The organism is Flavobacterium sp. LMO8, assembly GCF_009495755.1.
Taxonomy (GTDB): domain Bacteria; phylum Bacteroidota; class Bacteroidia; order Flavobacteriales; family Flavobacteriaceae; genus Flavobacterium.
This window is the reverse complement of record NZ_WIBJ01000033.1, coordinates 21926-35762: the sequence shown is the minus strand read 5'-3', so window position 1 is coordinate 35762 and position 13837 is coordinate 21926. Positions and strand designations below refer to the sequence as shown.

Annotated in this window: 16 protein-coding genes and 1 other RNA gene; 8 read left to right on the top strand and 9 right to left on the bottom strand. The window is 30.7% G+C overall.

All coding sequences use genetic code 11. The features are described from left to right. The first annotated feature begins 74 nt into the window (after positions 1-74). Together ssrA and pepT are read left to right on the top strand one after the other, a co-directional pair. Positions 75-472: a transfer-messenger RNA gene (ssrA, locus tag GFJ94_RS11615) on the top strand. A gap of 206 nt (positions 473-678) precedes the next feature. After that, positions 679-1923 (top strand): peptidase T, encoded by a 1245-nt coding sequence (pepT, locus tag GFJ94_RS11610; protein ID WP_153201696.1) that lies wholly within the window; start codon positions 679-681, stop codon positions 1921-1923. A 76-nt stretch (positions 1924-1999) separates the two neighbouring features. Here the strand turns inward: pepT and yajC are convergent, their stop codons facing one another. From yajC to GFJ94_RS11590, 4 genes are all read right to left on the bottom strand, one after another. Continuing rightward, positions 2000-2266: a preprotein translocase subunit YajC gene (gene yajC, locus GFJ94_RS11605; RefSeq protein WP_153201695.1), complete on the bottom strand. Its 267-nt coding sequence runs from the start codon at positions 2264-2266 to the stop codon at positions 2000-2002. 2 nt (positions 2267-2268) lie between these two features. Next, complete coding sequence (locus GFJ94_RS11600; protein WP_153201694.1) at positions 2269-2754, bottom strand: DUF1573 domain-containing protein; 486 nt, start codon at positions 2752-2754, stop codon at positions 2269-2271. A gap of 11 nt (positions 2755-2765) precedes the next feature. After that, positions 2766-3707, bottom strand: a complete 942-nt coding sequence (gene nusB, locus GFJ94_RS11595) for a transcription antitermination factor NusB (RefSeq protein ID WP_238989463.1) — start codon at positions 3705-3707, stop codon at positions 2766-2768. Positions 3708-3790: 83 nt separating this feature from the next. After that, positions 3791-4894 (bottom strand): Glu/Leu/Phe/Val dehydrogenase dimerization domain-containing protein, encoded by a 1104-nt coding sequence (locus GFJ94_RS11590; RefSeq protein WP_153201693.1) that lies wholly within the window; start codon positions 4892-4894, stop codon positions 3791-3793. 194 nt (positions 4895-5088) lie between these two features. Between GFJ94_RS11590 and GFJ94_RS11585 the strand changes: the two genes are divergently transcribed. Beyond that, positions 5089-6855 (top strand): ABC transporter ATP-binding protein, encoded by a 1767-nt coding sequence (locus GFJ94_RS11585; protein WP_153201692.1) that lies wholly within the window; start codon positions 5089-5091, stop codon positions 6853-6855. A gap of 70 nt (positions 6856-6925) precedes the next feature. Further along, positions 6926-7300: a PUR family DNA/RNA-binding protein gene (locus GFJ94_RS11580; RefSeq protein ID WP_133607344.1), complete on the top strand. Its 375-nt coding sequence runs from the start codon at positions 6926-6928 to the stop codon at positions 7298-7300. Between the two features lie 62 nt (positions 7301-7362). Here GFJ94_RS11580 and GFJ94_RS11575 read toward each other — a convergent pair whose 3' ends face one another. Beyond that, positions 7363-7971 carry a hypothetical protein gene (locus tag GFJ94_RS11575; RefSeq protein ID WP_162523858.1) on the bottom strand — a complete coding sequence of 203 codons (609 nt, stop codon included), beginning with the start codon at positions 7969-7971 and terminating at the stop codon, positions 7363-7365. Positions 7972-8072: 101 nt separating this feature from the next. On the opposite strand from GFJ94_RS11575, the gene GFJ94_RS11570 reads away from it, so the two are divergent. The 4 genes from GFJ94_RS11570 to GFJ94_RS11555 are packed head-to-tail and all read left to right on the top strand — an operon-like array spanning position 8073 to position 11787. Next, the gene (locus GFJ94_RS11570) at positions 8073-8972 is read left to right on the top strand and encodes a MerR family transcriptional regulator (RefSeq protein ID WP_153201691.1); all 900 of its coding nucleotides are present in this window, start codon (positions 8073-8075) and stop codon (positions 8970-8972) included. A 55-nt stretch (positions 8973-9027) separates the two neighbouring features. Next, a complete protein-coding gene (locus GFJ94_RS11565; RefSeq protein ID WP_162523857.1) occupies positions 9028-10488 on the top strand; it encodes an oleate hydratase in 1461 nt (486 codons plus the stop codon). Positions 10489-10490: 2 nt separating this feature from the next. Next, the gene (locus GFJ94_RS11560; RefSeq protein WP_153201690.1) at positions 10491-11330 is read left to right on the top strand and encodes a phytoene/squalene synthase family protein; all 840 of its coding nucleotides are present in this window, start codon (positions 10491-10493) and stop codon (positions 11328-11330) included. A 13-nt stretch (positions 11331-11343) separates the two neighbouring features. After that, positions 11344-11787, top strand: a complete 444-nt coding sequence (locus tag GFJ94_RS11555; RefSeq protein WP_153201689.1) for a sterol desaturase family protein — start codon at positions 11344-11346, stop codon at positions 11785-11787. A gap of 25 nt (positions 11788-11812) precedes the next feature. Here the strand turns inward: GFJ94_RS11555 and GFJ94_RS11550 are convergent, their stop codons facing one another. From GFJ94_RS11550 to GFJ94_RS11535, 4 genes are read right to left on the bottom strand one after another with little or no spacing between them, the layout of a single operon-like run. Then, positions 11813-12346, bottom strand: a complete 534-nt coding sequence (locus tag GFJ94_RS11550; protein ID WP_153201688.1) for a DUF4252 domain-containing protein — start codon at positions 12344-12346, stop codon at positions 11813-11815. Between the two features lie 3 nt (positions 12347-12349). Continuing rightward, a complete protein-coding gene (locus GFJ94_RS11545) occupies positions 12350-12877 on the bottom strand; it encodes a DUF4252 domain-containing protein (protein ID WP_153201687.1) in 528 nt (175 codons plus the stop codon). A gap of 7 nt (positions 12878-12884) precedes the next feature. Beyond that, positions 12885-13328 (bottom strand): hypothetical protein, encoded by a 444-nt coding sequence (locus tag GFJ94_RS11540; protein ID WP_153201686.1) that lies wholly within the window; start codon positions 13326-13328, stop codon positions 12885-12887. Next, on the bottom strand, positions 13309-13824 hold the full coding sequence (locus GFJ94_RS11535; RefSeq protein WP_153201685.1) for an RNA polymerase sigma factor: 516 nt from the start codon (positions 13822-13824) through the stop codon (positions 13309-13311). The genes GFJ94_RS11540 and GFJ94_RS11535 overlap by 20 nt, the downstream gene beginning before the upstream one ends. Between the last annotated feature and the right edge of the window lie 13 nt (positions 13825-13837).

Genomic DNA, 13837 nt, shown 5'->3' with positions numbered 1-13837 from the left:
ATTGAAAAAATGGTAGTATTTTTGGCTCACTTTTTGAGTATAATTTTATTCAAAAAAATCTACTTATTTCACAAGGGGTCGACTGGTTTTGACAGCGAGTGGAATTGATTAGTAAGCACGTCGAGCATTGTATGTTTAGCTCGTAAATCCAAATGTACAAACCTATAAACGGCGAAAATAATTACGCTTTAGCTGCTTAATCTGAATTATAGTAAGATTTGCCTAGTTCCTACCAGGTAGGAAAGCTAGATTCTCCTCAAAAGCCTTGGTTTATGGCGGTTGGTTTAGGGGAACCGTAAAAGTAGACCTAGGAACGGTAATGCTTTAAATCCGTTCTGACACTGACAGAGCTAAGTAAAGAGTGGCGGTTTCTAGCCTTGCTCTTTGTCGAAAATCCAAGATGAAACTAAGCGTGTAGAAAGCTATTTGATTGCTTGTTTGGACGAGAGTTCGATTCTCTCCGACTCCACCAAAAACCCTGTAAAGTATTGATTTTACAGGGTTTTTAATTTTTACACTTCATTTTAACTATAAATGTATTACATTTTCTTCAAAAACAGTTCTAATTTTATTAATTCAAATTAAAATTTTTCTCAATATCTTTTGATATCAAGCAATTATTACGAAATCATAAGTTTAACAATTCCTTTTTCTATATTTGTATAAATTTAAAAATTCATGCAACATATAATTGATCGCTTTATAAGCTACGTAACTATAGACACTGAATCAGATCCTAATTCTGATACTACTCCAAGTACAAAAAAACAATTAGACCTTGCCAATTTATTAGTCAAAGAACTAAAAGCAATGGGAATGACTGAGGTAACTATTGATAAAAATGGCTATGTAATGGCAACTTTAGAAAGCAATGTCAAACATGAAGTTCCTACTATAGGATTTGTATCGCATTATGATACAACTCCAGATTTTACAGGTGCTAACGTAAAACCTCAAATTGTAAAAAATTATGATGGTGGTGATATTGTTTTAAACAAAAAACAAAACATCATTTTATCACCAAGTTACTTTAAAGATTTGTTACAATACAAAGGGCAAACTTTAATTACTACTGACGGGACTACACTTTTAGGAGCCGATGATAAAGCAGGAATTACCGAAATCATGTCGGCAATGGAATATTTAATTCAACATCCTGAAATCAAGCATGGAAAAATTCGTGTGGGATTTACGCCTGATGAAGAAATTGGTCGTGGCGCTCATAAATTTGATGTTGAAAAATTTGGTTGCGAATGGGCTTACACAATGGACGGAAGTCAAATTGGTGAACTAGAATATGAAAATTTTAATGCCGCTGGAGCTAAAATAATTTTCAAAGGAAAAAGTGTTCACCCGGGTTATGCTAAAGGAAAAATGATTAACTCAATGCTTTTAGCGAATCAATTTATTTCGAAATTGCCAAAGAATGAAATTCCCGAAAAAACGAAAGGATATGAAGGTTTCTTTCACGTAGTTGGAATTTCTGGAAGTATTGAAGAAACTGTGTTAGAATTAATTATTCGCGACCATAGTGCAAAAAAATTCAAAGAGAGAAAAAAGTTTATCTACGAATTATCAAATAAATTCAACAAAAAGTGGAAAAAGCAATTTGGTGAAGAAATCGCAATTGCAGAAGTAAAAGACCAATACTATAACATGAAAGAAAAGGTAAAACCTGTTTTTCATATTGTAGAAATTGCCGAAAAAGCTATGAAAGAATTAGGAATAAAACCATTAATTAAACCAATTCGTGGCGGAACTGATGGTTGCCAATTATCTTACAAAGGTTTACCTTGTCCGAATATTTTTGCTGGTGGTCATAATTTTCATGGAAAATATGAATATGTTCCAGTTGAAAGTATGGTAAAAGCTACTGAAGTGATTGTTAAAATTGCCGAAATTACCGCTTTAAATGGCAAATAAATTATTAATTTAATTAACGATAGAAAAGCCGAATTTCTTATTTGAAATTCGGCTTTTCTATTATTTTTGAATGAAATTATGCTTTTAATTTAGCACTCATTTCCATTGAAATAGCAGATTTTTCCATTTTGATTTTTCCTGCCATTGTTTCTACAACGATTGTATCTTCATTCATTTCAGCAATTTTTCCATGAATTCCAGCTTTAGTGATTATTTTATCACCTACTTTTAATCCGGTTTCAAATGCTTTCTCTTTTTTTGCTCTTTGTTGTTGTGGTCTTATTAATAAAAAATAAAACACAGCAATCATTAATACGATTTGTATTGCTAAACTTGGATTCATAATTATTTGTTATTTGGTATATAAACTGGTTTTCCAGCTGTTGGTGTTACATTTGCTTTAATTTTGAACATTTCGTGACCGTTTTCTGAATTAGTCGTTAATGTTACTGTTTTTTCTTGAGTTCCTGGTTTATTTTTAGAATCAAAAGAAACTTTTATTGGTGCTGATTCTCCTGGTTTAATTGGTTCTTTTGGAGGTTCTGGAACAGTACAACCACAACTTCCTTTTGCATCAGAAATTACTAAATCAGTTTCACCAACATTTTTAACAATAAATTCAGTTTCAACTACGTCCCCTTCTTTGATGTTTCCAAAATCGTGAACTTCTTTATCTAATTCTACTTTAGGATATTTACCAATTAAAGCTCTCTCTGCTTCAATGGTTCTCATATCAGCATCTGTAATTTTATCAGCTGCACTTTCTTGTTTACAAGCTGATGTTAACAAAACTAACGAAAGGGCGAATAACCCGACTGATTTTCTTATCATTTTTTAAAATTTTATAATAAACCTCTACCTGCTTTTTTTAATTTTCCATCGCGGTCGAACTCTTTTACTAAGTTGTCTAAAATTCCGTTGATAAAAATACTACTTTTTGGTGTAGAATATTCTTTTGCAATTTCTAAATATTCATTAATTGTTACTTTAGTAGGTATAGATGGAAATTTCAATAACTCACAAATTGCCATTTTTAAAATAATCGTATCAATTTCAGCAATACGCTCCACATCCCAATTAGGCGTTTTATCGATATATTCTTTAGATAATTCAACTTCGTTTAAAACTGTTTTTCTAAACAAGTTTTTTACAAATTCTTTATCATCTTCATCTTTGTAAACTTTTGGAACAATTAAAGTATCATTCTCACCATTTAATTGTTTGATTTGCTTTACAATTAGAGTATTAATTCCTGGTAAATCATCTACCCAAGTCAATTTATAATCTTCTAAATAATCATATAAACGATCGCTTGGTGCAATTACTTCAGTGTATAAATCAACAATAAAACTTTTATCTTGTTCAAAACTATTGGTTGGTTCATCCATATAGTTTTGGTACAATTCACTTTCTTTAATTACTTCAATCAAACCTAAAATAATATCATCATTTAGTTTCCAGTTATTGATGTTATTTTCCTCTAAAGCAGTTTCCAAAGCTTCAGATTCGGCTAATAAAACCAAAACTTTATTGTTGATGAATTTTAAATTGGGATTACTTTCTTCTTTAGTAGCTAAGTGTTTTTTTGAAGCCAATTCGATGTATGTTGACTCTTTCTTTTTGATTTCAATAAGTGCTGAAAGCAATAAAAGGTATAAGTTTTGGGTGTTTTCAATACTTTGAAAAAGGAATTTTTCTTCTTTATCCAAATTATCAGATTGATGTTGGTGCATGGTATAAATACTCTGCATCACTTTTACTCGGATATGTCTTCTATTTAACATACTAATTAAGAACTTTATAAAATTAAGAGAGCGAAAAAGTTTCCTCTTTCGCTCTGCAAAAATACAATTTTATTTAAAGCGAATTACTTCTTTAATTCATTTTTTGCGTCATCAATACGTTTTTGCGCCATTGAAAAGGCTGCTTGATGCGTAGTAATGTTATTATCATCTGCAAATTTAAAAATCTCTAATGCCGTGTTGTAGATGTTTTCTGTTTTCTCCATCACCTGAGCATTCGTCCATTTTACTAATTCAGAATAGACATTAATAACACCACCAGCATTGATTAAGAAATCAGGTGCATATAAAATACCTTTTTCTTTTAAGATTTTTCCGTGAACTGCTTCGTTAGCTAATTGGTTATTAGCCGCTCCAGCAATGATAGAAGCTTTAATATTATTAATAGTAGCATCATTAATAGTAGCTCCTAAAGCACAAGGTGCATAAATATCTACATCTGCACTGTATAAATCAGCACCTGTAAAAATTTTAGCTCCGTACTTTGCTCCTACTTGATGAACTCTATCTTCGTTGATATCAGTAATCGTAACAATTGCACCACTTTCTGTTAAATGTTGTACTAAAACTTCGCCTACATGACCAATTCCTTGTACTAAAACACTTTTCCCTTCTAAATTATCAGAACCATATTTGTATTTAGCCGCTGCTTTCATCCCCATGAAAACACCGTAAGCTGTAGTAGGAGAAGGATTTCCCGAACCACCTCTTTCAACTGAAATACCGGCAACGTGTTTTGTAACTTCGTTAACTGTATCCATGTCTTTGGTTTCCATTCCTACGTCTTCAGCAGTGATATATTTTCCAGATAATGAATCTACAAATTGTCCAAAACGACGCATTAATTCAGGAGATTTTTGAGTTTTAGCATCACCAATGATAACCGCTTTTCCACCACCTAAATTTAATCCCGAAATCGAGTTTTTGAAAGTCATTCCACGAGACAAACGCAAAACATCATTTAACGCTTCCCATTCGTTTGTATAATTCCACATTCTAGTTCCTCCTAAAGCAGGTCCTAAAACTGTGTTATGAATTCCAATAATTGCTTTTAATCCTGTATCTTTGTCGTGACAAAATACAACTTGTTCATGACCATCAAAAGATACCTGACCAAAAACTGGGTCTACTTTATGAAGTTCATTTGCTTTTAATAATTCTGCTGTCATGCGATTTGAGTTGAGTTGAAAAATTATTCAAAATTCAATTACAATATTACGAATAATTTTAAAATGATTCGAAAAATTATATTTTTTTTAATAAATTAGCAATGAAAAGCAAAAAAATACGATAATCGTTCATTATCAATTGATTATCTTTTTAATGAATTTTATATAAAAATGTTATCGCTCTAAAGAATACTATGAAAGAATTACAATATTTAAACAAATACTTTGTCAAATACAAATATCGTTTCCTACTTGGAATATTTATTACTATTGTAGCGCAAATCTTCTCTTTATTTACTCCTGAGTTGATTGGAAACTCCATAAAAATAATCGAAGATTATGTTAAAAATACTGATGGTAACCTACTTAGCTTTCAAAAAACATTATTTCATAACATTTTACTTATTTTAGGAACTACTATTGTTGCCGGATTTTTCACCTTCTTAATGCGTCAAACATTAATTGTTATGTCGCGCCATGTAGAATTTGATTTAAAAAATGAAATTTTTAATCATTACCAAACGCTTACGCAAAGTTTCTATAAACGCAATCGTACCGGAGATCTAATGAGTCGAATAAGCGAAGACGTTGGGAAAGTGAGAATGTACGTAGGTCCTGCCGTTATGTATTCATTAAACACTTTAATGCGTTTTACTATTGTTGTGATTTATATGTACAACATATCACCAACTCTTACTTTATATTCGTTATTACCATTACCGCTTTTATCTTATAGTATTTTCAAAATTAGTTCAATGATTCATAAACGAAGTGGGGAATTTCAAAAGAATCTTTCTACACTTTCTTCATATACACAAGAAATCTTTTCGGGAATAAGAGTTATAAAAGCATACGCAATTGAAAATAAAAAGCAAAAAGAATTCAATGATTTAAGCAATGAAAGCAAAGTAAAAGCAATGGATTTAGCAAAAGTAAACTCACTTTTTGGACCATTGATGATTTTGCTTATTGGATTGAGTAACTTAGTTGTGGTGTATGTTGGTGGTTCTATGTATATTAATGGCGATTCTGAAATTTCAAGTATTGGAGTAATTGCCCAATTCATTTTATACATCAACATGTTAACTTGGCCTGTTGCCTCTTTAGGTTGGGTTTCGTCATTGGTTCAAGAGGCAGAAGCTTCTCAGAAACGTATTAACGAATTCCTTAAAGAAGAGCCTGAAATTAAAAACACCAACAGCAGCCATTCTACAATTGAAGGTGATATTAAATTTGACAAGGTCTCGTTTGAATACGAGGATACGAACATTAAAGCTTTAGACCAAATTTCGTTTGAAGTTAAAAAAGGAAAAACATTAGCTATTTTAGGAAAAACAGGTTCAGGAAAATCGACTCTTTTAACTTTAATTAGTCGTTTATATGATACTAATTCGGGAACGGTATCCATTGATAACAAAGATATCAAAGATTTAAATTTATTTGATTTACGTAATCAAATTAGTGTGGTACCGCAAGATGCATTTTTGTTTTCGGATAGTATTAAAAACAATATCAAATTTGGAAATGAAAATGCTAGTGATGAAGAAGTGATGGAAGCGGCTAAAAAAGCGGTAGTGCATGACAACATTGTGAATTTTAATCAACAATACGAAACCATTTTAGGTGAACGAGGTATTACATTATCAGGTGGACAAAAGCAACGAGTTTCAATCGCAAGAGCTTTAATTAAAAACGCTCCTATATTACTTTTAGATGATTGTTTGAGCGCAGTTGACACCGAAACCGAAGAAACTATACTGAACAACTTGTTAGCATATTGCAAAGACAAAACTACCATTATTGTAAGTCACCGAGTATCATCGGCTAAAAATGCGGATTGGATTATCATTTTAGAGGAAGGAAAAATTGTTGAGCAAGGCACTCATAATCAACTATTAGAACAAAACGGCTACTACAAAGAGTTATACTTAAAACAACTTTCGGAAAAAGAAATTGACTAAACTTTTGTTTAATCCGATTTTTTTTTAGATTTTTGAGACGCTATAACACTAATTAATTGACAGTAGGATTATGAGAGAAAATGACATGTTAGAAAAAGAAGATATTTTTTCTAAAGTATTGCGTGCAGGAAGAAGAACGTATTTCTTTGATGTAAGAGCTACAAAAGCAGATGATTACTACATTACCATTACTGAAAGTAAAAAGTTTACAGAAGAAGATGGTTCATTTCACTTTAAAAAACACAAAATTTATTTGTACAAAGAAGATTTCGCTGCTTTCAGAGAAATTTTGGATGAAATGACTGATTTTGTTTTAGACCAAAAAGGTGAAGAAGTAATTTCAGAAAGACACCAAAAAGATTTCAAAAGAGAAATTTATGCTGAAGATAACGAAGAAATAAAATCAGCAGAAAGTTTTACTAATATTGATTTTGACGATATTTGATTTTTAAACCAAATAAAAAAAAGGGCAATTTTAAAATTGCCCTTTTTTTTATTTTTGTATGATTATTTTAAATCCTTTAAAATTAATCCTGCTAATGTTTTGCCTGTTTTAGCAAAACCTTCTCTAATTCTATCTTCATTACTAAATGATCCACCAAAAACATCTCCAGGTGCATTTTCACTTGAAATTTCAGCTAAAACATTCGATTTATTTGCTGTTTCTACAAATTTTAAAACGGTTGTAACTTTTGCTCCTTTTTTAGCCATAACTACATTATAACCTGGATACATCCAAACAACATCAACAATTAAAGTATATTTTGCAGTAGATAAACCTTCTTGAAAACTAATATTTTTTTTCTTTTTTGATAAAACAACATTAACTAATTCAGTAAATTTAGGTTGCCAAGCTAATTGTTTACTAGCTTCCCATTTTTTTGCCCAAGAATCACCGTTTCCTTTAGCTTTTTTATTTAATTCTGCGGTTCTTTCAGCTACATATTGAGATTCAGTTAAATTTTCTTTCATTAATTTCAAATTTGAATAATCAAATTCAACATTAACTTCAGTTTGTCCTGCTAAAAATTTGAAATCACCTTTTTCAATTTTAACCTTTTGAGCCATTGTTAAAGAAGAGGCTGCAAACAACATTAGCATTAAAAATTTTTTCATAATTAAGATTTGTTTAAGTTATATTTCACAAATTTAAATGAAATAATTTGATTATTTACAAATCTTTTTTCATACTTTTGTTTAATAAATTTACAGAAAAGATGAACAATGTTAAAAACGTATTCAGTATCAAAGACTTAGAAAACCTTTCAGGTATAAAAGCTCATACCATTCGTATTTGGGAAAAACGCTATAATGTTTTAGAACCCATGCGCTCTGATACTAACATCCGTTCTTATGACATTAAGAATCTTCAAAAACTACTAAACATCGTATTACTTCATAACTACGGGTATAAAATATCTAAAATTGGTTCGTTAACTCAAGAGCAAATTAACAAACTGGCTAACGAGATTATTTCCGAAAAAAGTGCCAAAAATCATGCTATTAGCACCTTTAAAATGGCGATGATGAATTTTGATCAATCGTTATTTTTTAATACTTACAATCAATTACTAAGCGAAAAATCTTTTAGAGAAGTATTTTACACTGTTTTCATACCTTTGATGGAAGAAATTGGATTTCTTTGGCAAACCGAAACTATTACTCCAGCTCACGAGCATTTTATAAGTTACCTCATCAAACAAAAACTTCTAATAAATACAGAAAAAGTTCAAATTCTTGAACCTACTAAAACGGATAAAGTTTTTGTATTATTCCTCCCTTTAAATGAAGTTCATGAACTAGGATTGATGTACTTAAATTATGAAATTCTATTAAAAGGCTATCAAACCATCTATTTAGGAGAAAGTATTCCAACAGAAAGTTTGTTCGATTTAAAAAACTCTTATGAAAAGATAACTTTTGTAAGCTATTTAACTGTAGAACCTAACCAAGAAGAAATTGATAGTTATATTGTTGACATGCAAGCGAAACTACTTGAAAATACAAACCACGAAGTTTTATTATTAGGAAGAATGACTCAATTCATTACATCCAAAACTCTACCTAACAACATACATATTTACAATAGCATAGAAGAACTTTCAAATACTTTGTAAAAATATTTGTTTTGTTTAACTTTTTTGTTATTTTTGTTAAACAAAATTAAACCAAGTGCGTAAAAAAATTATAATAATCGGTTCTGGATTTTCATCATTGTCTGCAGCGTGTTATCTAGCAAAACAAGGGAATGATGTTACAATCTTTGAAAAAAACAGTACCATAGGAGGAAGAGCTCGTCAACTTAAAAAAGAGGGGTTTACTTTTGATATTGGCCCAACATGGTATTGGATGCCTGACGTTTTTGAACGCTTTTTTGGTGATTTTAATAAAAAACCATCTGATTATTACGAACTGATAAAACTTTCTCCAGCTTATCAAGTATACTTTGGGCATTTAGATTTTGTAACCATTGCTGATAATTTACCAGAAATTGTAACCACTTTTGAATCAATTGAAAAAGGAAGCGGTAAGCAATTAGAACAATTTATGGCAGAAGCTAAAGGTAATTATGATATTGCCATCAAAGATTTAGTTTATCGGCCTGGTGAATCTCCAATGGAATTAATCACCTTGGAAACAGCTAAAAAAGTGAATCAATTTTTCAGTAACATTAAAAAAGATGTTCGAAAACGATTCAAAAACATTAAATTGGTTCAAATTTTAGAATTTCCAGTTTTATTCTTAGGAGCAAAACCAAGCGATACACCTTCTTTTTATAACTTCATGAATTATGCCGATTTTGGACTAGGAACTTGGCATCCAAAAAATGGAATGTATTCGGTAATATTGGCTATGGAAACATTAGCTAGGGAGTTAGGTGTAAAAATCGAAACCAATGCTAATGTAGAGAAGATTGATGTTACCAACGGAAAAGCCACAGGTATATTAGTCAATAATAAAATTGTAACAGGTGATGTAATTTTAAGCGGTGCAGATTATCATCATTCAGAGACTTTATTAGATGAAAATTACCGTCAGTATTCAGAAAATTATTGGGAAAGTAAAACATTTGCACCTTCTTCACTCTTATTTTATGTTGGTTTTGATAAGAAAATTGAAAACGTAGAACATCATTCTTTGTTCTTTGATGTAGATTTCGATATTCATGCCGAAGCGATTTATGACAATCCAAAATGGCCAGAAGAACCATTGTTTTACGCTAGTTTTCCATCTAAAACAGATGAGAATTGTGCTCCAGAAGGAAAAGAAGCGGGAATCTTTTTAATTCCACTAGCGCCAGGATTAGAAGACACAAAAGAGTTAAGAGAACTGTATTTTGAAAAAATAATTACACGTCTTGAACAATTAACTAATCAAAAAGTAAAAAATAATATTATCTTTAAAGAATCATTTTGCGTGAATGATTTCATAAAAGACTATAATTCATATAAAGGGAATGCATATGGTATGGCAAATACTTTACTGCAAACTGCTTTTTTAAGACCTAAATTGAAAAGTAAAAAAGTAAAAAACTTATATTTTACTGGACAATTAACTGTTCCTGGACCAGGAGTTCCTCCTTCCTTAATCTCAGGAAAACTAGTTTCAGATTTAATAGAAAAATATCAATAAGAATGAAGGCACTATTTGACAAAGTTTCTAATGATTGCAGTGTAAAAGTCACTAAGGCTTACAGTACTTCTTTTTCTAGTGCTGTAAAGATGTTAGCACCAAGTATTAGACAAGATATTTATAACATTTACGGATTTGTTCGCTTTGCCGACGAAATTGTGGATTCATTTCATGATTATGATAAAGAATTCCTTTTTTCAAAATTTGAACAAGATTTAGCAGATGCTTTAAAACATCAAATAAGTTTAAATCCAATTTTAAATTCATTTCAATATACTGTGAATAAATATAACATTCCACAGGAAATGATTGATGCTTTCATGAAAAGTATGAGATTAGATTTAAGTAAAAGTGAATACAAAACCACAGAAGAATATCAAGAATATATTTATGGTTCGGCAGATGTAGTAGGTTTAATGTGCTTGAAAGTTTTCGTTAACGGAAATGAAGAAAAATACAATGAATTAAAAGATTCAGCCATGCGATTAGGTTCAGCTTTTCAAAAAGTGAATTTCTTACGCGATTTAAAAGCAGATTTTGAAGAATTAAGTAGAACTTATTTTCCTAATACCGATTTGAATCATTTAGATGAAAAATCAAAACAAGAAATTATTGCGGATATTGAAAGTGATTTTGAAGCTGCATTTGAAGGTATTAAAAACTTACCTTTAGAAGCTAAATTTGGAGTGTATACTGCTTATAGATATTATAAAAAGTTATTAAAAAAACTTCAAAAAACACCTTCTTTAGAAATCAAAAATACGCGTATAAGAGTTTCTGATTATCAAAAAGTAGAATTATTAGCAAGATGCTATGTCAAATACAGATTAAATATAATTTAATACTATTGTTATTATGTGGTTACACGTTTTGGTTTTTTTTACAACCTTTTTCTTTATGGAATTTATGGCTTGGTTTAGTCACAAATACATCATGCACGGATTTTTATGGAGCTTGCACGCCGATCATCACAAGAAAGACCACAATTCTTGGTTTGAACGTAATGATGCTTTCTTTATTTTTTATGCAGTAGTAAGTATTGGATGTTTCTTACTTTGGAAATATGAAATTTTTAATTTAGGATTAGCTATTGGATTAGGGATTTTCGCCTACGGATTAGCTTATTTCTTAGTTCATGATATTTTTATTCACCAACGCTTTAAGTTGTTTAGAAACGCAAACAATCGTTATGCTAAAGCCGTAAGACGCGCTCACAAAATGCATCACAAACATATTGGAAAAGAACATGGTGAATGTTTTGGAATGTTAATCGTTCCATTGAAATACTATAAAAACTAAAAAATCCCGCTGAAGCGGGATTTTTTTATTTCATAAGTTGTTGCAAGGGTTTCAATTGCTCCATATCTACTTGTGATTTTTGGAGTAGAGTCAGCATATTCATTATATGAGTTGGATTCATATCGTTTCCTAAAACGCGAACTACTGCAAAACCATTTTCTTTCTTTCCAGCTAAAACAACAAATTCTTCAATGTGTTCGTCATCATTTCCAACGAAATAAATAGCCGCACCATCGTTTCCAGAACCTGCTTTCATTAATTGCTGATAACTTTCGTCTTTCAAAATAGCTTTTACTTCTTTGATTTCTTTATCATATCCAGTAATATCTGTAGAATCAGTTCTAAAAGCTAAAATATTCATTTTTTCGAACGATTCTAAAGCTGCTTTCTCTGTTTCAGATAAAGCAACTTTATCGGTTTTAATGATATTTGACGCTAAATCAATTGCGATAAACTTTGACGATTCGGTATTTTCTACAAAATACTTTTGAAGTGTAGGTTTGTCTTCACAACTCCAAAGTAAAAGTAATCCCGAAATAAGCACTATTAACTTTTTCATTTCTTATTTTTTAGAAGCTTTTTTCAAATCATCACCACCAGGTAAATTCATTTTCTCTGTTAACATAGAAATTTCATCTAAACTAAAGTTTCCAGTTAATGACAAAACAACTGTACTAGCATCTTTCATATTAGCTCCTTCAATAAACATTAAAAGTTCTCTTACTATGTTTTCATTCGCACCTGATTTTACGTAAATTTTCACGTTTTTACCATCGCCATTAACACGCATTAATTCTTCTAAAGGGTTCGATTTTAAATAACTATTTACAGTTGCTTTCATATCGGCACCTAATTTTGTATTGCTAGTTGTAAACACTTTTAAGTTGTCTAATTTTTTAAGCAAGTTCATGTATTGTTGCATTTCTTTATCTTTTGCATCTACTTTTACTTTACTCATCATTTCAAACATCTTCTTGTTTACAATAACTGATGCTACTCCATCTTTATCTTCAAATTTATCAAAAGCTCCTTGTGCAAAAGAAACTGTTGATGCCATTAAAAATGCTATAACTACTACTAAATTTTTCATGTCTATTTTATTTAAAAATTGTTTTTTTTGTTTTTTCGTATTCTTCTAAATATACTACACTTTCCATGCCAATATTTACTTGTTCTGAAACCATTAACAAAGCTTTTTGTGTAGCTTCAAAGGCTTCTTCTGGATTTTCATACGTTCCTAAATCTTCAGGTTTAGGTTCTGATGGATAAAAATAGAAGGTTGCCAATCCAAAAAGCACTACAAAACTTGCTGCTATACCTATCCATTTTACTGTATTTTGTTTTCTAGGTTGTAATGGAAGTTTTTGCTCGAATTGCGTTCCTTTTTGCATTTCAAAGTAACCAAACAGCGATTGATATTTTGCCAAATGTGGCGCCACATCATTGGAAGAAAAATAGGCCTTTAATTGTTTTTCTTCTGCTATTGTAGTTTCTCCTTGAAAGTATTTTTCTAATAATTGTTCAACTAACTTGAGTTCCATAATTATGTGCTTTTTCTATTTGTTCTCTTAAGGTTTTTCGTGCTCTAGATAAAGCTACTCGAACCGCTGTTTCATTCATTTCTAATACTTGAGCTATTTCTGAAAATTCGTATTCTTCAATTTCTCTAAGTTGTAATATCAATCTCTGTTGTTCTGGCAAGTCACTTATTAACTTTTCTGCCCATTGCAACGTATTTTGGTGTTCTATTTGAGTTTCAACACTTGCTTGTTTGTCTTGATAATTATCATGTACAATTTGCAAATTTGTAGCTCTTTTGCTTTTGAGTTGATCCAAACAATAATTCTTGGTCATTGTCATCGCTAAAGCTTCCACACTGTTATATTGCTCTAAAGCACTATTTTTATTCCACAACCTTACCAACACTTCCTGAGTAGCATCTTCTGCTTCTTCGGTACTTACGAGCATTCGTTTCGCTAAACGAAATAACTTATCCTTAAAAGGAGTAATTATCTGTACAAACTCGTTTTGATTCATTTTAGTTAGTTGG

Coding starts and splice junctions, on each gene's coding strand:
- pepT (WP_153201696.1), top strand. CDS start 679: ATGCAACATATAATTGATCGCTTTATAAGCTACGTAACTATAGACACT.
- GFJ94_RS11540 (WP_153201686.1), bottom strand. CDS start 13,328: ATGGAACTCAAGTTAGTTGAACAATTATTAGAAAAATACTTTCAAGGA.
- GFJ94_RS11535 (WP_153201685.1), bottom strand. CDS start 13,824: ATGAATCAAAACGAGTTTGTACAGATAATTACTCCTTTTAAGGATAAG.
- GFJ94_RS11570 (WP_153201691.1), top strand. CDS start 8,073: ATGAACAATGTTAAAAACGTATTCAGTATCAAAGACTTAGAAAACCTT.
- GFJ94_RS11545 (WP_153201687.1), bottom strand. CDS start 12,877: ATGAAAAATTTAGTAGTAGTTATAGCATTTTTAATGGCATCAACAGTT.
- GFJ94_RS11580 (WP_133607344.1), top strand. CDS start 6,926: ATGAGAGAAAATGACATGTTAGAAAAAGAAGATATTTTTTCTAAAGTA.
- yajC (WP_153201695.1), bottom strand. CDS start 2,266: ATGAATCCAAGTTTAGCAATACAAATCGTATTAATGATTGCTGTGTTT.
- GFJ94_RS11590 (WP_153201693.1), bottom strand. CDS start 4,894: ATGACAGCAGAATTATTAAAAGCAAATGAACTTCATAAAGTAGACCCA.
- GFJ94_RS11585 (WP_153201692.1), top strand. CDS start 5,089: ATGAAAGAATTACAATATTTAAACAAATACTTTGTCAAATACAAATAT.
- GFJ94_RS11600 (WP_153201694.1), bottom strand. CDS start 2,754: ATGATAAGAAAATCAGTCGGGTTATTCGCCCTTTCGTTAGTTTTGTTA.
- GFJ94_RS11560 (WP_153201690.1), top strand. CDS start 10,491: ATGAAGGCACTATTTGACAAAGTTTCTAATGATTGCAGTGTAAAAGTC.
- GFJ94_RS11550 (WP_153201688.1), bottom strand. CDS start 12,346: ATGAAAAAGTTAATAGTGCTTATTTCGGGATTACTTTTACTTTGGAGT.
- nusB (WP_238989463.1), bottom strand. CDS start 3,707: ATGTTAAATAGAAGACATATCCGAGTAAAAGTGATGCAGAGTATTTAT.
- GFJ94_RS11555 (WP_153201689.1), top strand. CDS start 11,344: ATGTGGTTACACGTTTTGGTTTTTTTTACAACCTTTTTCTTTATGGAA.
- GFJ94_RS11575 (WP_162523858.1), bottom strand. CDS start 7,971: ATGAAAAAATTTTTAATGCTAATGTTGTTTGCAGCCTCTTCTTTAACA.